Origin of the sequence: Stenotrophomonas sp. GD03930, from assembly GCF_029839665.1 — a bacterium.
Classification (GTDB): Bacteria; Pseudomonadota; Gammaproteobacteria; order Xanthomonadales; family Xanthomonadaceae; genus Stenotrophomonas; species Stenotrophomonas forensis.
In genome coordinates, this window is the sequence record NZ_JAOCAV010000002.1 from 563,465 (window position 1) to 581,008 (window position 17,544).

The 17,544-nt window shown below is 60.9% G+C and carries 20 protein-coding genes and 2 pseudogenes; 13 read left to right on the forward strand and 9 right to left on the reverse strand.

Annotated elements, in window-relative coordinates; translation table 11 throughout:
- Nucleotides 1–1,381 precede the first annotated feature (1,381 nt).
- Nucleotides 1,382–1,816, reverse strand: a complete 435-nt coding sequence (gene merR / locus N5C18_RS13205) for an Hg(II)-responsive transcriptional regulator (RefSeq protein ID WP_005413387.1) — start codon at nt 1,814–1,816, stop codon at nt 1,382–1,384.
- A 71-nt stretch (nt 1,817–1,887) separates the two neighbouring features.
- Between merR and merT the strand changes: the two genes are divergently transcribed.
- From merT to N5C18_RS13265, 11 genes are all read left to right on the forward strand, one after another.
- Nucleotides 1,888–2,238 (forward strand): mercuric ion transporter MerT, encoded by a 351-nt coding sequence (merT, locus tag N5C18_RS13210; protein WP_003131974.1) that lies wholly within the window; start codon nt 1,888–1,890, stop codon nt 2,236–2,238.
- A 12-nt stretch (nt 2,239–2,250) separates the two neighbouring features.
- Entirely contained in the window at nt 2,251–2,526 is a 276-nt protein-coding gene (merP, locus tag N5C18_RS13215) for a mercury resistance system periplasmic binding protein MerP (RefSeq protein ID WP_003131987.1), read from the forward strand.
- Nucleotides 2,527–2,597: 71 nt separating this feature from the next.
- Nucleotides 2,598–4,283: a mercury(II) reductase gene (merA, locus tag N5C18_RS13220; RefSeq protein WP_003156770.1), complete on the forward strand. Its 1,686-nt coding sequence runs from the start codon at nt 2,598–2,600 to the stop codon at nt 4,281–4,283.
- A 17-nt stretch (nt 4,284–4,300) separates the two neighbouring features.
- Complete coding sequence (gene merD / locus N5C18_RS13225; RefSeq protein ID WP_000995360.1) at nt 4,301–4,666, forward strand: mercury resistance co-regulator MerD; 366 nt, start codon at nt 4,301–4,303, stop codon at nt 4,664–4,666.
- Entirely contained in the window at nt 4,663–4,899 is a 237-nt protein-coding gene (merE, locus tag N5C18_RS13230) for a broad-spectrum mercury transporter MerE (RefSeq protein ID WP_003132004.1), read from the forward strand. Before merD (N5C18_RS13225) ends, merE (N5C18_RS13230) begins: the two co-directional genes overlap by 4 nt.
- Entirely contained in the window at nt 4,896–5,885 is a 990-nt protein-coding gene (locus N5C18_RS13235) for a DUF3330 domain-containing protein (RefSeq protein WP_003132006.1), read from the forward strand. The genes merE (N5C18_RS13230) and N5C18_RS13235 overlap by 4 nt, the downstream gene beginning before the upstream one ends.
- A 175-nt stretch (nt 5,886–6,060) precedes the next feature.
- On the forward strand, nt 6,061–6,627 hold the full coding sequence (locus N5C18_RS13245) for a recombinase family protein (RefSeq protein ID WP_071227358.1): 567 nt from the start codon (nt 6,061–6,063) through the stop codon (nt 6,625–6,627).
- A gap of 101 nt (nt 6,628–6,728) precedes the next feature.
- Nucleotides 6,729–8,411 carry a DDE-type integrase/transposase/recombinase gene (locus N5C18_RS13250; RefSeq protein ID WP_010791757.1) on the forward strand — a complete coding sequence of 561 codons (1,683 nt, stop codon included), beginning with the start codon at nt 6,729–6,731 and terminating at the stop codon, nt 8,409–8,411.
- A 2-nt stretch (nt 8,412–8,413) separates the two neighbouring features.
- A complete protein-coding gene (locus tag N5C18_RS13255; RefSeq protein ID WP_000393453.1) occupies nt 8,414–9,322 on the forward strand; it encodes a TniB family NTP-binding protein in 909 nt (302 codons plus the stop codon).
- Nucleotides 9,319–10,536: a TniQ family protein gene (locus N5C18_RS13260; RefSeq protein ID WP_011405615.1), complete on the forward strand. Its 1,218-nt coding sequence runs from the start codon at nt 9,319–9,321 to the stop codon at nt 10,534–10,536. Before N5C18_RS13255 ends, N5C18_RS13260 begins: the two co-directional genes overlap by 4 nt.
- Before the next feature lie 60 nt (nt 10,537–10,596).
- A complete protein-coding gene (locus N5C18_RS13265) occupies nt 10,597–11,211 on the forward strand; it encodes a recombinase family protein (protein ID WP_010981357.1) in 615 nt (204 codons plus the stop codon).
- Between the two features lie 38 nt (nt 11,212–11,249).
- On the opposite strand, the pseudogene N5C18_RS13270 reads toward N5C18_RS13265, so the two are convergent.
- From N5C18_RS13270 to merB (N5C18_RS13285), 4 genes and pseudogenes are all read right to left on the reverse strand, one after another.
- Nucleotides 11,250–11,531: pseudogene (locus N5C18_RS13270) on the reverse strand (DUF3330 domain-containing protein); the annotation flags it as partial.
- Between the two features lie 54 nt (nt 11,532–11,585).
- Nucleotides 11,586–11,822 (reverse strand): broad-spectrum mercury transporter MerE, encoded by a 237-nt coding sequence (gene merE / locus N5C18_RS13275; protein WP_005413392.1) that lies wholly within the window; start codon nt 11,820–11,822, stop codon nt 11,586–11,588.
- Entirely contained in the window at nt 11,819–12,184 is a 366-nt protein-coding gene (gene merD, locus N5C18_RS13280) for a mercury resistance co-regulator MerD (protein ID WP_000995361.1), read from the reverse strand. Before merD (N5C18_RS13280) ends, merE (N5C18_RS13275) begins: the two co-directional genes overlap by 4 nt.
- A 111-nt stretch (nt 12,185–12,295) precedes the next feature.
- Nucleotides 12,296–12,934 carry an organomercurial lyase MerB gene (gene merB / locus N5C18_RS13285; RefSeq protein ID WP_011405612.1) on the reverse strand — a complete coding sequence of 213 codons (639 nt, stop codon included), beginning with the start codon at nt 12,932–12,934 and terminating at the stop codon, nt 12,296–12,298.
- A gap of 68 nt (nt 12,935–13,002) precedes the next feature.
- On the opposite strand from merB (N5C18_RS13285), the gene N5C18_RS13290 reads away from it, so the two are divergent.
- Together N5C18_RS13290 and N5C18_RS13295 are read left to right on the forward strand one after the other, a co-directional pair.
- Nucleotides 13,003–13,437, forward strand: a complete 435-nt coding sequence (locus N5C18_RS13290; protein WP_010981353.1) for a mercury resistance transcriptional regulator MerR — start codon at nt 13,003–13,005, stop codon at nt 13,435–13,437.
- A gap of 84 nt (nt 13,438–13,521) precedes the next feature.
- Nucleotides 13,522–13,980 carry a hypothetical protein gene (locus N5C18_RS13295; RefSeq protein WP_011405611.1) on the forward strand — a complete coding sequence of 153 codons (459 nt, stop codon included), beginning with the start codon at nt 13,522–13,524 and terminating at the stop codon, nt 13,978–13,980.
- A gap of 90 nt (nt 13,981–14,070) precedes the next feature.
- Here the strand turns inward: N5C18_RS13295 and merD (N5C18_RS13300) are convergent.
- From merD (N5C18_RS13300) to merA (N5C18_RS13315), 4 genes and pseudogenes are all read right to left on the reverse strand, one after another.
- A pseudogene (gene merD / locus N5C18_RS13300) lies at nt 14,071–14,418 on the reverse strand (mercuric resistance transcriptional repressor MerD).
- The gene (gene merB, locus N5C18_RS13305) at nt 14,415–15,053 is read right to left on the reverse strand and encodes an organomercurial lyase MerB (protein ID WP_011405610.1); all 639 of its coding nucleotides are present in this window, start codon (nt 15,051–15,053) and stop codon (nt 14,415–14,417) included. The pseudogene merD (N5C18_RS13300) and the gene merB (N5C18_RS13305) overlap by 4 nt, the downstream one beginning before the upstream one ends.
- Nucleotides 15,054–15,133: 80 nt before the next feature.
- The gene (gene merG / locus N5C18_RS13310; protein ID WP_011405609.1) at nt 15,134–15,787 is read right to left on the reverse strand and encodes a phenylmercury resistance protein MerG; all 654 of its coding nucleotides are present in this window, start codon (nt 15,785–15,787) and stop codon (nt 15,134–15,136) included.
- Nucleotides 15,788–15,822: 35 nt separating this feature from the next.
- Nucleotides 15,823–17,532, reverse strand: coding sequence for a mercury(II) reductase (gene merA / locus N5C18_RS13315; RefSeq protein WP_011405608.1), 1,710 nt, complete (start codon nt 17,530–17,532; stop codon nt 15,823–15,825).
- Nucleotides 17,533–17,544 lie beyond the last annotated feature (12 nt).

Sequence of the window (17,544 nt, forward strand, 5' to 3'; positions counted from 1 at the left end):
AGGCTTACGAACTTCGGGTGCTGCTTAGGCTTCTGCGAATCATCGATAGTGCGGGCTACAAGCTCACGTGTACCCCCAAGATGGCAGGCGTCCTGACGTTTGGAGGATCTCCATGCAAAGCAAACCATCCGGATCACGATTACATCAGTGGATCTACGTCTACTGAGAAGCTCGAGATTAGGATTTCAGTGCAGGTCACCACACTAAGCCATAGCTGGAAAGGCACGACGGTGGTCAAAGCGGCTGACCGTCACGAGATTGACGTCGGTGTATATCGTCCGATTAAGACCCGTCGCTATCCCGCATTTACGGAGTTACTTCTTGGGGTCTCGTGCAAGACTGGCGGCTGGAACAAGGCGTACGTCCGCGAGGCGCTAGGTATGCGTAGGGAGCTAGGATTCCTCACATCACCTAGGACGAGCTTGACGAGCTCAGCTCCGTGGTTCATCGCAACAGTTCCCTGCGATCCTCCGGTTCCCTTTGCCTTGTACGCGACCAACGCTGGGTCCGCCGTGTATGCGTCGTTGGCAGCTTTGGGGCTCTACGTCGAGCACTACAAGGGGTAGCGGAAACAGGCTTTGGAGTACGGATCAACTCAGGTGTGTCGAGAACGATGCCCGCTTTGGGTCGAAGGCGGATGCCATCACCGGGCCGGTCGCCGCCCAATGTCCGCTTCCGGCCAGAAGCGGACATCCACCCTGCCCTCGATAAACATCCCAAATCCACGGACGACCTTGGTCTGCTTTGGCCTTCTGCCTTAGGGCCAGACCTGAACTTCGATTTCAGCCCCTAGCGTATTTGACTCCCGCGACCTAGATCTCTCCTAGATCCTTGAGCAGGGCTTGCCCCTTCTGCAGAAACCCAACTAGCAGTCGACCTCCTGCTACTTTCCGGCCCAATTGCCCATTGAGGTAGCTGACCTGGAGACGCGCATGGGCCAGCAGATCCACCTGGGCCATGCTAGGGGTCGCGGCCTGGAGCGGTTCGCCCGGCGACGCCATCTGCCCCCCGATCGGCTGGACAACGCAAGGGCGCCGGCTGTCACTCTTCGCATACGCCGTGGCCATCATCCGGCCGTTCTTCAACGACCATCCACCAAGCACCAACTCGGTCCCGAGTTGCTCGATCGGCAATCCCGCTTCGCTAACCGCTTTCTCAAAGTTCGGCCAGAGTTGGTCCACCACCAGCCCTAGCTCGGCAGATAGCTGTTCTATTGTGAAATCTGCGCGGAAGCTGGCCTGCAGTGCAAGCTCGTAGATGCGGAGGAAGGGGGAACCGCAGAATTCGGAAAAAATCGTACGCTAAGCTAACGGTGTTCTCGTGACAGCTCTTTGACTAGGCTTTCTAAGGGGTCGTCTCAGAAAACGGAAAATAAAGCACGCTAAGGCATAGCCGAACCTGCCAAGCTTGCTCCACCCTGTAGTGACGCGATCAGCGGGCAGGAAACGTTCCCCCTTCGCGCATGGCAGGCGCGCACCAACTCAGACAGCACGGCCTCCATGCGCGCCAGGTCAGCCATTTTCTCGCGCACGTCCTTGAGCTTGTGCTCGGCCAGACTGCTGGCTTCCTCGCAATGGGTGCCATCCTCCAGCCGCAGCAGCTCGGCGATCTCATCCAGGCTGAAGCCCAGCCGCTGGGCTGATTTCACGAAGCGCACCCGCGTTACATTCGCCTCGCCATAGCGGCGGATGCTGCCATAGGGCTTGTCAGGCTCCAGCAACAAGCCCTTGCGCTGATAGAAACGGATGGTCTCCACATTGACCCCGGCCGCCTTGGCGAAAACGCCAATGGTCAGGTTCTCCAAATTGTTTTCCATATCGCTTGACTCCGTACATGAGTACGGAAGTAAGGTTACGCTATCCAATTTCAATTCGAAAGGACAAGCGCATGTCTGAACCAAAAACCGGGCGCGGCGCGCTCTTCACTGGAGGGCTTGCCGCCATCCTCGCCTCGGCTTGCTGCCTCGGGCCGTTGGTTCTGATCGCCTTGGGGTTCAGCGGCGCTTGGATCGGCAACTTGGCGGTGTTGGAACCCTATCGCCCCATCTTTATCGGCGTGGCGCTGGTGGCGTTGTTCTTCGCCTGGCGGCGCATCTACCGGCAGGCAGCGGCCTGCAAACCGGGTGAGGTCTGCGCGATTCCCCAAGTGCGAGCTACTTACAAGCTCATTTTCTGGATCGTGGCCGCGCTGGTTCTGGTCGCGCTCGGATTTCCCTACGTCATGCCATTTTTCTACTGATCGGAGTTCACCATGAAGAAACTGTTTGCCTCCCTCGCCCTCGCCGCCGTTGTTGCCCCCGTCTGGGCCGCCACCCAGACCGTCACGCTGTCCGTACCGGGCATGACCTGCTCCGCCTGCCCGATCACTGTCAAGAAGGCGATTTCCAAGGTCGAAGGCGTCAGCAAAGTTGACGTGACTTTCGAGACACGCCAAGCGGTCGTCACCTTCGACGATGCCAAGACCAGCGTGCAGAAGCTGACCAAGGCAACCGCAGACGCGGGCTATCCGTCCAGCGTCAAGCAGTGAGTCACTGAAAACGGCACCGCAGCACAACGGACGTCATTGTCTGGCGCCACAAACGATAAAGGATCTGTTGCATGACCCATCTAAAAATCACCGGCATGACTTGCGACTCGTGCGCGGCGCACGTCAAGGAAGCGCTGGAAAAAGTGCCAGGCGTGCAGTCGGCGCTGGTGTCCTATCCGAAGGGCACAGCGCAACTCGCCATCGTGCCGGGCACATCGCCGGACGCGCTGACTGCCGCCGTGGCCGGACTGGGCTACAAGGCAACGCTAGCCGATGCGCCACTGGCGGACAACCGCGTCGGACTGCTCGACAAGGTGCGGGGATGGATGGCCGCCGCCGAAAAGCACAGTGGCAACGAGCCCCCGGTGCAGGTAGCGGTCATTGGCAGCGGTGGAGCCGCGATGGCGGCGGCGCTGAAGGCCGTCGAGCAAGGCGCGCAGGTCACGCTGATCGAGCGCGGCACCATCGGCGGCACCTGCGTCAATGTCGGCTGTGTGCCGTCCAAGATCATGATCCGCGCCGCCCACATCGCCCATCTGCGCCGGGAAAGCCCGTTCGATGGCGGTATTGCGGCAACTGTGCCTACGATTGACCGCAGTAAGCTGCTGGCCCAGCAGCAGGCCCGCGTCGACGAACTGCGGCACGCCAAGTACGAAGGCATCCTGGGCGGTAATCCGGCCATCACCGTTGTGCACGGTGAGGCGCGCTTCAAGGACGACCAGAGCCTTACCGTCCGTTTGAACGAGGGTGGCGAGCGCGTCGTGATGTTCGACCGCTGCCTGGTCGCCACGGGTGCCAGCCCGGCGGTCCCGCCGATTCCGGGCTTGAAAGAGTCACCCTACTGGACTTCCACCGAGGCCCTGGCGAGCGACACCATTCCCGAACGCCTTGCCGTAATCGGCTCGTCGGTGGTGGCGCTGGAGCTGGCGCAAGCCTTTGCCCGGCTGGGCAGCAAGGTCACGGTCCTGGCGCGCAATACCTTGTTCTTCCGTGAAGACCCGGCCATCGGCGAGGCGGTGACAGCCGCTTTCCGTGCCGAGGGCATCGAGGTGCTGGAGCACACGCAAGCCAGCCAGGTCGCCCATATGGACGGTGAATTCGTGCTGACCACCACGCACGGTGAATTGCGCGCCGACAAACTGCTGGTTGCCACCGGTCGGACACCGAACACGCGCAGCCTCGCGCTGGACGCAGCGGGGGTCACTGTCAATGCGCAAGGTGCCATCGTCATCGACCAAGGCATGCGCACGAGCAACCCGAACATCTACGCGGCCGGCGACTGCACCGACCAGCCGCAGTTCGTCTATGTGGCGGCAGCGGCCGGCACCCGTGCCGCGATCAACATGACCGGCGGCGATGCGGCGCTCGACCTGACCGCAATGCCGGCCGTGGTGTTCACCGATCCGCAAGTGGCGACCGTGGGCTACAGCGAGGCGGAAGCCCACCACGACGGGATCGAGACCGACAGCCGCACCTTGACCTTGGACAACGTGCCGCGTGCGCTCGCCAACTTCGACACACGCGGCTTCATCAAGTTGGTTATCGAGGAAGGCAGCCATCGGCTGATCGGCGTACAGGCGGTCGCGCCGGAAGCGGGTGAACTGATCCAGACGGCGGCTCTGGCCATTCGCAACCGCATGACGGTGCAGGAACTGGCCGACCAGTTGTTCCCCTACCTGACGATGGTCGAGGGGTTGAAGCTCGCGGCGCAGACCTTCAACAAGGATGTGAAGCAGCTTTCCTGCTGCGCCGGGTGAGAAAAAGGAGGTGTTCAATGAACGCCTACACGGTGTCCCGGCTGGCTCTTGATGCCGGGGTGAGCGTGCATATCGTGCGCGACTACCTGCTGCGCGGATTGCTGCGCCCGGTGGCGTGCACACCAGGCGGCTACGGCTTGTTCGATGACGCCGCCTTGCAACGGCTGTGCTTCGTGCGGGCGGCCTTCGAGGCGGGCATCGGCCTCGACGCGCTGGCGCGGCTGTGCCGGGCGCTGGATGCGGCGGACGGCGACGAAGCGGCCGCGCAGCTTGCCCTGCTGCGTCAGTTCGTCGAGCGTCGGCGCGAAGCGTTGGCCGATCTGGAAGTGCAGTTGGCCACCCTGCCGACCGAGCCGGCACAGCACGCGGAGAGTCTGCCATGAACAACCCCGAGCGCTTGCCGTCCGAGACGCACAAACCGATCACCGGCTACCTGTGGGGCGGACTGGCTGTGCTGACTTGCCCCTGCCACCTGCCCATCCTCGCTGTCGTGCTGGCCGGCACAACCGCCGGTGCTTTCCTCGGCGAGCATTGGGTCATCGCGGCGCTCGGTTTGACCGGCCTGTTCCTTCTGTCCCTGTCGCGGGCGTTGCGGGCATTCAGGGAAAGAGAATGAGCGCTTTCCGGCCGGATGGATGGACGACGCCGGAACTGGCCCAAGCGGTCGAGCGCGGGCAGCTTGAACTGCACTACCAGCCCGTCGTCGATCTGCGCAGTGGTGGGATTGTCGGCGCGGAAGCCCTGTTGCGCTGGCGTCATCCGACGCTTGGACTATTGCCACCGGGCCAGTTCCTGCCCGTGGTCGAATCGTCCGGCCTGATGCCTGAAATCGGCGCTTGGGTGCTGGGCGAAGCCTGCCGCCAGATGCGTGACTGGCGAATGCTGGCATGGCGACCGTTCCGGCTGGCCGTCAATGTTTCGGCGAGCCAAGTGGGACCGGACTTCGACGGGTGGGTAAAGGGCGTGCTGGCTGATGCCGAGTTGCCCGCCGAGTATCTCGAAATCGAGCTGACCGAATCGGTCGCGTTTGGTGATCCGGCGATCTTCCCCGCCCTGGACGCCTTGCGGCAGATCGGTGTGCGCTTCGCCGCCGATGACTTCGGGACGGGGTATTCCTGTCTGCAACATCTGAAGTGCTGCCCAATCAGCACGCTCAAGATCGACCAATCGTTTGTCGCCGGGCTCGCCAACGACCGCCGCGACCAAACCATCGTGCACACCGTGATTCAGCTTGCGCACGGGCTGGGCATGGATGTGGTGGCTGAAGGCGTGGAAACATCGGCGAGTCTTGATCTATTGCGACAAGCGGACTGCGACACAGGACAAGGCTTCCTGTTCGCGAAGCCAATGCCGGCGGCGGCATTCGCCGTCTTCGTCAGTCAATGGAGGGGTGCCACCATGAATGCAAGTGACTCGACCACCACCAGTTGCTGCGTGTGCTGCAAGGAAATCCCGCTCGATGCCGCCTTCACCCCGGAAGGCGCGGAATACGTCGAGCACTTCTGCGGGTTGGAGTGTTATCAACGCTTCGAAGCGCGTGCCAAGACAGGGAACGAAACCGATGCCGATCCGAACGCCTGCGACTCGCTACCGTCAGATTGAGGCATACCCTAACTGGATGTCAGGCAGGGCCGCGCCGCTTAGTCAGAATAGAGTCATCTTTCGCATTTTTTGACACATGCCTGCGAAGGTCATAGATTTCAGCCTGACAGAAACGGGGTTTGAGGCACAACGGAACAGAAGGAGCACTTAAGCCGCCTTCAACCAAGGAGACATCGTGCAGGGGCACCGCATCGGCTACGTCCGGGTCAGCAGCTTCGACCAGAACCCGGAACGCCAGCTGGAACAGACACAGGTGAGCAAGGTGTTCACCGACAAGGCATCGGGCAAGGACACCCAGCGCCCCCAGCTCGAAGCGCTGCTGAGCTTCGTCCGCGAAGGCGATACAGTGGTGGTGCACAGCATGGACCGGCTGGCCCGCAACCTCGATGACCTGCGTCGCTTGGTACAGAAGCTGACTCAACGCGGCGTGCGCATCGAGTTCCTGAAGGAGGGCCTGGTGTTCACTGGCGAGGACTCGCCGATGGCCAACCTGATGCTGTCGGTGATGGGGGCCTTCGCTGAGTTCGAGCGCGCCCTGATCCGCGAGCGGCAGCGTGAGGGCATCACCTTGGCCAAGCAGCGTGGCGCGTACCGGGGCCGCAAGAAAGCCCTGTCCGATGAGCAGGCTGCTACCCTGCGGCAGCGAGCGACGGCCGGCGAGCCCAAGGCGCAGCTTGCCCGCGAGTTCAACATCAGCCGGTGTCATTTTCAGAAGACGACTGCACCAATTGACGGGGCGTAACGCCAGATGTGCAGGCGACTCCTGACAACGCAATATCAGAAGTCATCTGCACCAATCTCGACTATGCTCAATACTCGTGTGCACCAAAGCGAGGTGTGAGCATGGCGTCAGACACATCATTGATTGCCGAGCAAGGCGTGGCCACCCTGCCCGATGCGGCTTGGGCGCAGGCCCGGCAACGGGCGGAAATCATCGGGCCGCTGGCAGCGCTTGATGTGGTCGGGCATGAAGCCGCCGATGCCGCTGCTCACGCGCTTGGCCTGTCCAGGCGGCAGGTGTATGTCCTAATCCGCCGTGCCCGGCAAGGTGCTGGGCTTGTGACGGACCTGGCTCGCAGCCGATCCGGCGGCGGAAAAGGCAAGGGACGCTTGCCGGAATCAGTTGAGCGCATCATCCGCGAGTTGCTGCAAAAGCGCTTCCTGACCAAGCAGAAGCGTAGCCTGGCAGCGTTCCACCGCGAGGTCGCGCAGGCTTGCAAAGCGCAAAAGCTGCGGGCGCCGGCGCGCAACACCGTGGCTCTGCGGATCGCCGGCCTCGATCCGCTCAAGGCCACTCGCCGCCGGGAAGGTCAGGATGCGTCCCGCAGCCTGCAAGGTGTCGGTGGTGAGCCTCCCGCCGTGACCGCGCCACTGGAACAAGTGCAGATTGATCACACGGTCATCGACCTGATCGTGGTGGACGAGCGCGACCGGCAACCGATTGGCCGTCCGTATCTGACCATCGCCATCGACGTGTTTACCCGCTGCGTGCTCGGCATGGTCGTCACGCTGGAAGCGCCGTCATCTGTTTCGGTCGGCCTGTGCCTTGTGCATGTCGCCTGCGACAAGCGTCCCTGGCTGGAGGGTCTGAACATAGAAATGGAGTGGCCGATGAGCGGCAAGCCCAGGCTGCTCTACCTGGACAACGCGGCCGAGTTCAAGAGCGAAGCGCTACGCCGAGGCTGCGAGCAGCATGGCATCCGGCTTGACTATCGCCCGCTCGGGCAGCCGCACTACGGCGGCATCGTGGAACGGATCATCGGCACGGCGATGCAGATGATCCACGACGAATTGCCAGGGACGACCTTCTCCAACCCTGACCAGCGCGGCGACTACGATTCCGAAAACAAGGCCGCCCTGACGCTGCGTGAGCTGGAGCGCTGGCTCACATTGGCGGTCGGCACCTACCACGGCTCCGTGCACAACGGCCTGCTCCAGCCGCCGGCAGCGCGCTGGGCCGAAGCTATCGCGCGGACCGGCGTGCCAACCGTCATCACTCGCACCACGGCTTTTCTGGTCGATTTTCTGCCCATCATCCGCCGCACGCTGACCCGCACCGGCTTCGTCATCGACCACATCCATTACTACGCCGATGCGCTCAAGCCGTGGATAGCTCGGCGCGACCGCTTGCCTGCGTTCCTGATCCGGCGCGACCCGCGCGACATCAGCCGCATTTGGGTGCTGGAGCCGGAGGGGCAGCACTATCTGGAAATTCCATACCGCACCTTGTCGCACCCGGCTGTCACCCTCTGGGAACAACGACAGGCGCTGGCGAAATTGCGGCAGCAAGGGCGCGAACAGGTGGATGAGTCGGCGCTGTTTCGCATGATCGGCCAGATGCGCGAAATCGTGTCCACCGCGCAGAAAGCTACGCGCAAGGCGCGGCGCGACGCGGATCGACGCCAGCATCTCAAGGCAACGGCAGTTCTTTTCAAAACCACGCCACCACCGGACGCGGACATGGCTGACCCGCAGGCAGACAACCAGCCACCTGCCAAACCGTTCGACCAGATTGAGGAGTGGTAGCCGTGGAAGAATATCCCATCATCGACTTGTCCCACCTGATGCCGGTGGCCCAGGGCTTGGCCCGTCTTCCGGCGGACGAACGCATCCATCGCCTTCGCGCTGACCGCTGGATCGGCTATCCGCGAGCAGTCGAGGCGCTGAATCGGCTGGAAGCCCTGTATGCGTGGCCGAACAAACAACGCATGCCCAACCTGCTGTTGGTCGGTCCAACCAACAACGGCAAGTCGATGATCGTCGAGAAATTCCGCCGCACCCACCCGGCCAGCTCCGACGCCGACCAGGAGCACATTCCGGTACTGGTCGTGCAGATGCCATCCGAACCGTCGGTAATCCGCTTCTACGTCGCGCTACTTGCCGCGATGGGCGCGCCATTGCGCCCGCGCCCACGGCTGCCGGAAATGGAGCAATTGGCGCTGGCACTGCTACGCAAGGTCGGCGTGCGCATGCTGGTGATCGACGAATTGCACAACGTCCTGGCCGGCAACAGCGTCAACCGCCGGGAATTCCTCAACCTGCTGCGTTTCCTCGGCAACGAGCTGCGCATCCCGCTGGTCGGGGTCGGCACACGCGATGCCTACTTGGCGATCCGCTCGGACGACCAGTTGGAAAACCGCTTCGAGCCGATGATGCTGCCGGTGTGGGAGGCCAACGACGATTGCTGCTCACTGCTGGCCAGCTTCGCGGCTTCGCTCCCGCTGCGGCGACCCTCGTCGATTGCCACGCTGGATATGGCCCGCTACCTGCTCACGCGCAGCGAGGGCACCATCGGCGAGCTGGCGCACCTGTTGATGGCGGCGGCCGTCGCTGCCGTGGAGAGCGGTGAGGAAGCGATCAACCATCGCACGCTCAGCATGGCCGATTACACCGGTCCCAGCGAGCGGCGGCGGCAATTCGAGCGGGAACTGATGTGAAGCCAGCGCCACACTGGCCACTGCATCCGGCTCCCAGGGAAGGCGAAGCCTTGTCTTCGTGGCTCAACCGCGTGGCCCTTTGCTATCACATGGAGGTGTCCGAGCTGCTGGAGCACGATCTTGGTCACGGCCAGGTTGATGACCTGGACACCGCGCCACCACTGGCGCTGCTGGCGATGCTCTCCCAGCGGAGCGGCATCGAGCCGGACCGGCTGCGTTGCATGAGTTTCGCCGGCTGGGTGCCTTGGCTACTGGACAGCCTTGATGATCAGATTCCAGATGCATTGGAAACCTATGCGTTCCAGCTCTCGGTGCTGCTGCCGAAACTCCGCCGTAGGACGCGATCCATCACGAGCTGGCGTGCCTGGCTGCCCAGCCAGCCGATACATCGCGCCTGCCCGCTCTGTCTGAACGATCCGGAGAACCAAGCCGTACTGCTCGCGTGGAAGCTGCCCCTGATGCTGAGCTGCCCACTGCATGGCTGCTGGCTGGAATCCTATTGGGGCGTGCCAGGGCGGTTTCTCGGCTGGGAGAACGCCGACGCCGAACCGCGCACTGCCAGCGACGCGATTGCGGCGATGGACCAGCGTACCTGGCAGGCACTGACGACCGGCCACGTGGAGTTGCCGCGCCGACGCATCCACGCCGGATTGTGGTTTAGGCTGCTACGCACGCTGCTCGATGAGCTGAACACCCCGCTTTCGACGTGCGGCACCTACGCGGGGTATCTCCGCCAAATCTGGGAATGCTGCGGGCATCCGCTGCGTGCTGGGCAAAGTCTGTGGCGACCGTATGAAACCCTGAACCCGGCAGTACGGTTGCAGATGCTGGAGGCGGCGGCAACGGCAATCAGCTTGATTGAGGTGAGGGATATAAGCCCGCCAGGCGAGCACGCAAAGCTATTCTGGTCCGAGCCCCAAACCGGGTTCACCAGTGGCCTGCCGGCGAAAGCGCCGAAGCCCGAACCCGTCGATCACTGGCAGCGTGCAATCCAGGCCATTGATGAGGCCATCATTGAAGCACGACACAACCCCGAGACGGCACGCTCGCTGTTCGCGTTGGCTTCCTATGGTCGGCGCGACCCCGCTTCCTTGGAACAGTTGCGCGCCACCTTCGCGAAGGAAGGCATCCCCCCGGAATTTCTGTCACATTATGAGCCTAGCCTACCCTTTGCATGCCTTAGACAGAATGACGGGTTAAGTGACAAATTTTGACGTGCAGAGCTTCCCGATGCAAACTGTCACATAATCGAACGTATATGTGACAGGTACAAGATGCTGATTGGCTACATGCGAGTATCGAAGGCGGATGGCTCCCAGGCGACGGACTTGCAGCGCGATGCGCTGGTCGCGGCCGGTGTTGATCCGGCGCATCTCTATGAAGACCAAGCGTCCGGAAAACGCGAGGATCGTCCCGGTCTGGCGAGCTGTCTGAAGGCACTACGGCCAGGCGACACGTTGGTCGTTTGGAAACTGGATCGGCTCGGGCGCGACCTGCGCCATCTGATCAATACCGTCCATGACCTGACCGGACGCGGCATCGGCCTCAAGGTGCTGACCGGGCACGGCGCGGCCATTGACACCACGACCGCCGCCGGCAAGCTGGTCTTCGGTATCTTCGCCGCGCTGGCCGAGTTCGAGCGCGAGTTGATCGCCGAGCGCACCGTGGCGGGCCTGGCCTCAGCACGGGCACGCGGCCGGAAAGGCGGCCGGCCGTTCAAGATGACCGCCGCCAAGCTGCGGCTGGCGATGGCGGCAATGGGGCAGTCAGAGACCAAGGTCGGCGACCTGTGCCAGGAACTTGGCATCACGCGGCAGACCCTGTATCGGCATATTTCACCCAAGGGCGAGCTACGTCCAGATGGCGAGAAGCTACTCAGCCGAATTTGATGCCGACATGAGGCGACGTAGCGAAAGCGTGGTTTGTCTCAATTTGACGGCGGCGAACCGCAAGCGTTCGGTTCGCCGCTCGTTTCGGTCGCAGTGCTGGCCCGCGCCTGGAAACGTTGATAACACTCCAGCCCGCAGAAGTGCTCGACGTACTCCGCGCCTTCCGGTGTGAAGGCGGCATCGAGCGGAATTTCCTTGCAGCACACGCAGCAACTGGTGGCGGTCGGATCATTTGCATTCATGGTGGCACCCCTCCATTGACTGACGAAGACGGCGAATGCCGCCGCCGGCATCGGCTTTGCGAACAGAAAGCCTTGCCCGCGCTCGAACGCTTGGGCCCTCCGCCGTAGTCCATCCATCCGGCCGGGAAGCGCTCATGATCTTTCCCTGAATGCCCGCAACGCCCGCGCCAGTGACAGAAGAAACAGGCCGGTCAAACCGAGCGCCGTGATGACCCAATACTCGACAAGGAATGCACCGGCGGTTGTGCCGGCCAGCACGGCAGCGAGGATGGACAGGTGGCAGGGGCAAGTCAGCACGGCCAGCGTGCCCCACAGGTAGCCGGTGAACGGTTTGTGCGTCTCGGCCGGCATGCGCTCGGGGCTGTTCATGGCAAACTCTCCGCATGCTGTGCCGGCGCGGTCGGCATGGCGGCCAACTGCACTTCCAGATTGGCCAACGCTTCGCGCCGGCGTTCGACGAACTGACGCAGCACAGCAAGCTGCGCGGCAGTTTCATCGCAGTTCGCCGCATCCAGCGCCCGGCACAGCCGCGCCAATGCGCCGAGGCCGATGCCCGCCTCGAAGGCGGCCCGCACGAAGCACAGTCGCTGCAAGGCGGCGTCATCGAACAGGCCGTAGCCACCCGTGGTGCAGGCGACTGGCCGCAGCAATCCGCGCAGCAGGTAGTCGCGCACGATATGCACGCTCACCCCGGCATCAAGGGCCAGCCGGGACACCGTGTAGGCGTTCATCGAACACCTCCTTTGGGTCGGTTCACGGCAATGCATATACCGTTTCGCCGAGTTCAATCCGCGCGCTGCGAATCCGATGCCGGTGCCGTAGAACATTGGGTCGATATCCGATCACGGTGTCCTAGATGACATGGTCTGCAACAGATGTCGATTAAACTCCTGGCCCAAGCCGAAAGCCTCGTGGACACTGACGATCGCCAATCCTTCCAATCCTTGATGCTTGGAGGCCCAGTCTTCCGCCGTCGGGACAGATGCAAAGAAATGTACATGGCAACAGAAGGACTGACGAACGTCGGCTGCTTCCTGCGGCAATACCAAGGACACCGCCATGCCGGCAGGTTCGACAGCCTGTATCTCGCTGGGTGAAACCGTAAGCGAAACGGGTGCTCCAGTTGCAGCGCAATGCGACGAGACGCGAGCTGTACGGCCGATTAACGCCGGGAGCATCAGGGTGTCCAGCGCGCACCAGGCATACAGCCGGCGGTTGTCAATTTCCAAGACATGCGACGTCTCGCGCAAGGTGAGGACATAGCCGATGATGTTCCCATCGTTGTCGTATTCGGTACTGGTGGCTTGTTCGAGCACAGCCGCCACTTGCTCAGCGGGCCAGCCAAGAGTCCTGGCAAGCGTAGTTCGCGAAATCGGGCGTCCCTTGGCAAGTTCACCCAGTAGCGCGACCAAGAACTCCGCAAAACCTTTGGGCCGGTTGGTCGGGGTGAGACGTTCTAAAATATATGGGGCGAGCTTCATGGTTCCATCTCCTATTTGAATTGGATAGCGTAACCTTACTTCCGTACTCATGTACGGAGTCAAGCGGTATGGAAAATAATTTGGAGAACCTGACCATTGGCGTTTTTGCCAAGGCAGCCGGCGTCAACGTGGAGACCATCCGGTTCTATCAGCGCAAGGGCTTGTTGCCCGAGCCGGACAAGCCCTATGGCAGCATTCGCCGCTATGGCGCGGCGGACGTGACACGGGTGCGATTCGTGAAATCGGCCCAGCGGTTGGGCTTCAGCCTGGATGAAATCGCCGAGTTGCTGCGGCTCGACGATGGCACCCACTGCGAGGAGGCCAGCAGCCTGGCCGAGCACAAGCTCCAAGACGTGCGCGAGAAGATGGCCGATTTGGCGCGCATGGAGGCTGTGCTGTCTGACCTGGTGTGCGCCTGCCATTCGCGGCAGGGGAATGTTTCGTGTCCGCTGATTGCGTCGTTGCAAGGTGGAACGAGCTTGGCAGGGGCTTCCACAGCTTAGCGTGCTTTATTTTCCGTTTTCTGAGGTGCCCCCTACCAGCAACGCACCGCCGAAGACCGGCAGCAGGAGCGCGAGCAATTCCAGATGGTTAACCGGGGCCTGAAAGACCAGATTCAAGACCTGCAAAACCGGCTCATCCAAGCCGAGTCAAGAGCGTCCGAGCTGATAGACACTAATGCGCAATTACAACGACAAACGCATGAGCTCGAACAGGCCAATGCGATGCACAAAAGCACCTTGGATAGGCAAGTGGCCGATATCCAGAACTTGGAGCATCAACTTAACGACGCCTCGGCAAAAAACCGGGAGCGGAAGCATGAAAGCAAACAATTGGCGGATAATATTGCCGCACTCGCAAGCCAGAAAGCAGATGCCGATAAGCAGGTGGCCGTACTATCCCAAGCATTAGAGGTCACCAAAACGGATCTGAAAGCCTCTCAGAATAGAGCGGAAGTTCTGTCCGATGAGAACAAGTTGATTCTTCAGGAAAAAGCGGTGATTCAGGGGCAGTTTAAGCAGCTTCAGGAGTCACTGTCGCGATAAAGGCTTTAGTCAAACATTCATCGAAAAAGCTATATTAATCAATATATTATATACGAAGTGGCTAATTCCAACGCTTTTACCGGCCGGACCTCAAGTAGCTGCACCGGCCGCCATTTCATTCAAAGAGGCCTCGACGACAGTCAAAACTGTTCGACGCACGTCGATCTTCCATCGCACGCGCTCGACGCATCGGTCCAGGCTTTCGCTATCGTCTGCGTCCAATGCTTTGCAAAGTCGCGCCAGTTCGTCGAGCCCAATTCCGGACTCGAAGGCTGCGCGGAGAAACCGCAGCCTTCCGAGTGTTTTGTCATCGAAAATGTTCTAGCCACTTTCGGTTCGCCGAGCAGGGTGCAACAAGCCGCGTATCATGTAGTCGCGCACGACATGCACGCTGACGCAAGCATCATCAGCCAGCTTCGATATCGAGTACGCATTCATACTGGGCTTTCCTCGCAGTCCTCTAGCAGCTTAAGCGCGACATCATGACCAAGGTCGAACGCACTCTCGACAGGCACGACCTCAATCCCTTGGTGGGTCGAAGCCCACGAATTTGCAATAGACGGAGACGCAAAGAAATGCACATGACAGCAAAACGAACAACGAATGTCGGGCGAAGTATCCGGAGTTCGCAGTGAAACCATTGCTTCTGCCGGTTCGACATGAAGCACTGCTTCTGGTGCAACGGTGAGAGTGATCGGCCTACCGGTGGCGGCGCAGCGGGAAGTGACACGGGCAATCTTGCCGGTCAAGGCGGGAAACATCAAGGTGTCCAGCGCACACCATGTGTACAAATGACGGCCATCCACCTCAAAAACGTGAGAGGTTTCACGTAGTGTCAGCCCCAGTCCAATGATATTGGCCTCGTCGTCATATTCCGTACCAGGTGCCTGCTCAAGTACCGTTGCAACTCTCGCTCCAGACCATCCGAGTGCGCCGGCGAGCTTTTCGCGTGATACAGGTCCCCCCATCGCTAGCTGTCGGAGCAGCGCGACAAAGAGCGTTGCGAACTCTTTAGGATGATTGCCAGATGAAAGGCTTTCGGCAATCTTTTTGGAATAAATAGTCTTGTCCATTTTCCACCTGTTATATCGGGCAGCGATCAACCGGGATAAACCTTACTCGGCGGTTACGTCCTGCGCTTAACAAAGACGAATTACTTTGTGCCTTGCCGGCGTTGCCATTCCTCGGCCAGCAGCTGGGCTTGCTGTAACTGTTCGGGCTTCATTTGAGCTGCATAGTCTGCAACGACTTTTGCTGCTGTCGGTTCTCCCGACGCTGCGGCCAGACTCATCCACTGGTATGCCTGCACCTGGTCGGGCGCGATGTCGGTAAGACCCTTTGCAAACAGCTGGGCCAGCCTGACTTGAGCCTGCGTGTGTCCCTGCTCGGCAGCGAGGCGGTACCACTTGAAAGCCTCTGCATCGTTGGCAGGAGCCGCACGCCCATTCTTATACATACCGTCGACTTCACTTCCGTAGAGGCGCCCGAGGTTGAACTGTGCATCGGCTTCACCCTGCTCGGCCGCCCTGCGGAACCACTGGATCGATGCCGCGTGGTTTTGCTTTACGCCCATACCGCATTTGTACGCAAGACCCATGATGTTCTGAGCCATGGCATCGCCAGCCCTGGCCTTCTTTTCCCAATCACTGACGGTCTCTGGCGACAATGTTTCAATCGCGGCGCCGAGCTTAGAAAAATCATAAGCCGCCAACGCTTGGTTTGGCATGCCTAACGTTGCGGTACTTGCCAGTACGATCGTCAAGCACGCGCGTACACGGCGTAATTTAAGTCTGATGTCACAAAACATAAAAACTCCTCTGTCCCTGTTTTGGTGCCCAAGGTTTAGCCGGCACAGCACGATAGCTGTGTCACATCCTTCGAAAAAGTCTGTGCCACCAGTTTGAGACCTTCAACCATGGTGAGGTAAGGGAAAAGCTGGTTAGCCAGATCCTGGACGGTCATGCGGGCCCGGATGGCAATCGCGGCAGTCTGGATGATTTCGCCTGCTTCCGGTGTCACAGCCTGGACTCCGAGAATGCGTCCGGACCCTGCCTCAGCAACAAGCTTGATAAAGCCGCGGGTATCGAAGTTGGCGAGTGCACGCGGCACATTGTCGAGCGTGAGCGTACGGCTTTCGGTTTGCAGACCAATGCGCTGGGCCTCTGCTTCACTGTAGCCTACCGTGGCAACTTGCGGATCGGTGAACACGACTGCCGGCATGGCGTCGAGATCGAGCTTTACGTCGCCGCCGGTCATATTAATGCCAGCCCGGGTACCAGCCGCGGCTGCAACGTAGACGTACTGAGGCTGGTCAGTGCAGTCGCCAGCTGCGTAAATGTTCGAAGCACTCGTGCGCATGCCTTGATCGATCAGGATGCGATGTTGCGAGTCAAACGTCACACCTGCGCGCTCGAGATTCAGGCTTGCGGTATTTGGCGTGCGGCCGGTGGCAACAAGCAATTGATCCACCTTTAACTCGCCCTGCGCGGTCGTCAGGATGAATTGGCGGTCGCAATAGGTCACGGCACTCGCCTGCGTCTGTGTCAGCACCGTGATGCCTTCCGCACGGAAAGCTGCAGTCACGGCCTCGCCAATGGCAGGGTCGTCACTGGCAAACAAGGTGCGCCGGGCCAGGACCGTCACCTCGCTGCCCAAGCGCGCAAACGCTTGTGCCAGTTCCAGTGCTACGACCGAGGCGCCAATTACTGCCAGCCGTTTAGGAATGGCTTCGCTAACCAGGGCTTCGGTGGACGTCCAATATGGCGTTCCTGCAAGACCAGGCAACGGCGGGATGGCAGCGCTTGCACCAGTGGCAATGAGACAGCGATCGAAGGCCACTTCGCGAGTGTCACCTTCTGCCGCTTCCACGATAAGCGTTTGGCCATCCTTGAATCGGGCGCTGCCTCGCACCAGATTGATCGACGGATTGCTTTCGAGGATGCTTTCATATTTAGCATGACGCAGCTCGTCCACACGGGCCTGCTGTTGCGCCAGCAGACGGTCACGCAGGACAACTGGGGGCGTTGCCGACAGTCCCACGTCAAAAGGACTTTCGCGTCGCAGATGAGCGATATGCGCTGCCCGAATCATGATCTTAGAAGGGACGCAGCCCACGTTGACGCAGGTGCCGCCGATAGTTCCCCGCTCGATCAGGGTGACACGGGCACCGTTTTCAGCTGCCTTCAGCGCTGCTGCCACAGCGGCGCCGCCAGTACCGATGATCGCCACATGCAGCTGACCTGCCGGTTTCTCCACCGCGCGCTCGCCGCTCAGCCACTGGGCGGCTTTGCCAAGGAGTCCTGGCTGTTCAACACTGCGCTCTTTGCTTTCAAATTCGTCTGTAGGCGTAGCACCGTAACCAAGGGCGCCCACTGCTGCTACGAGCGCGGACACGTCAAGCCTATTGCCTGTGACTTGCGCCTTGTTCGATGGATAATCGACAGCCGCTCGCGTTACGCCGGGGACCGCCAGCAGCGCGTCCTCAACGTGCCTTGTACAACTTGGGCAAGTCATTCCCGCCACGCTCAAACCAACTTCGTTTAACTCTTGCATTCCGCTCTCTCT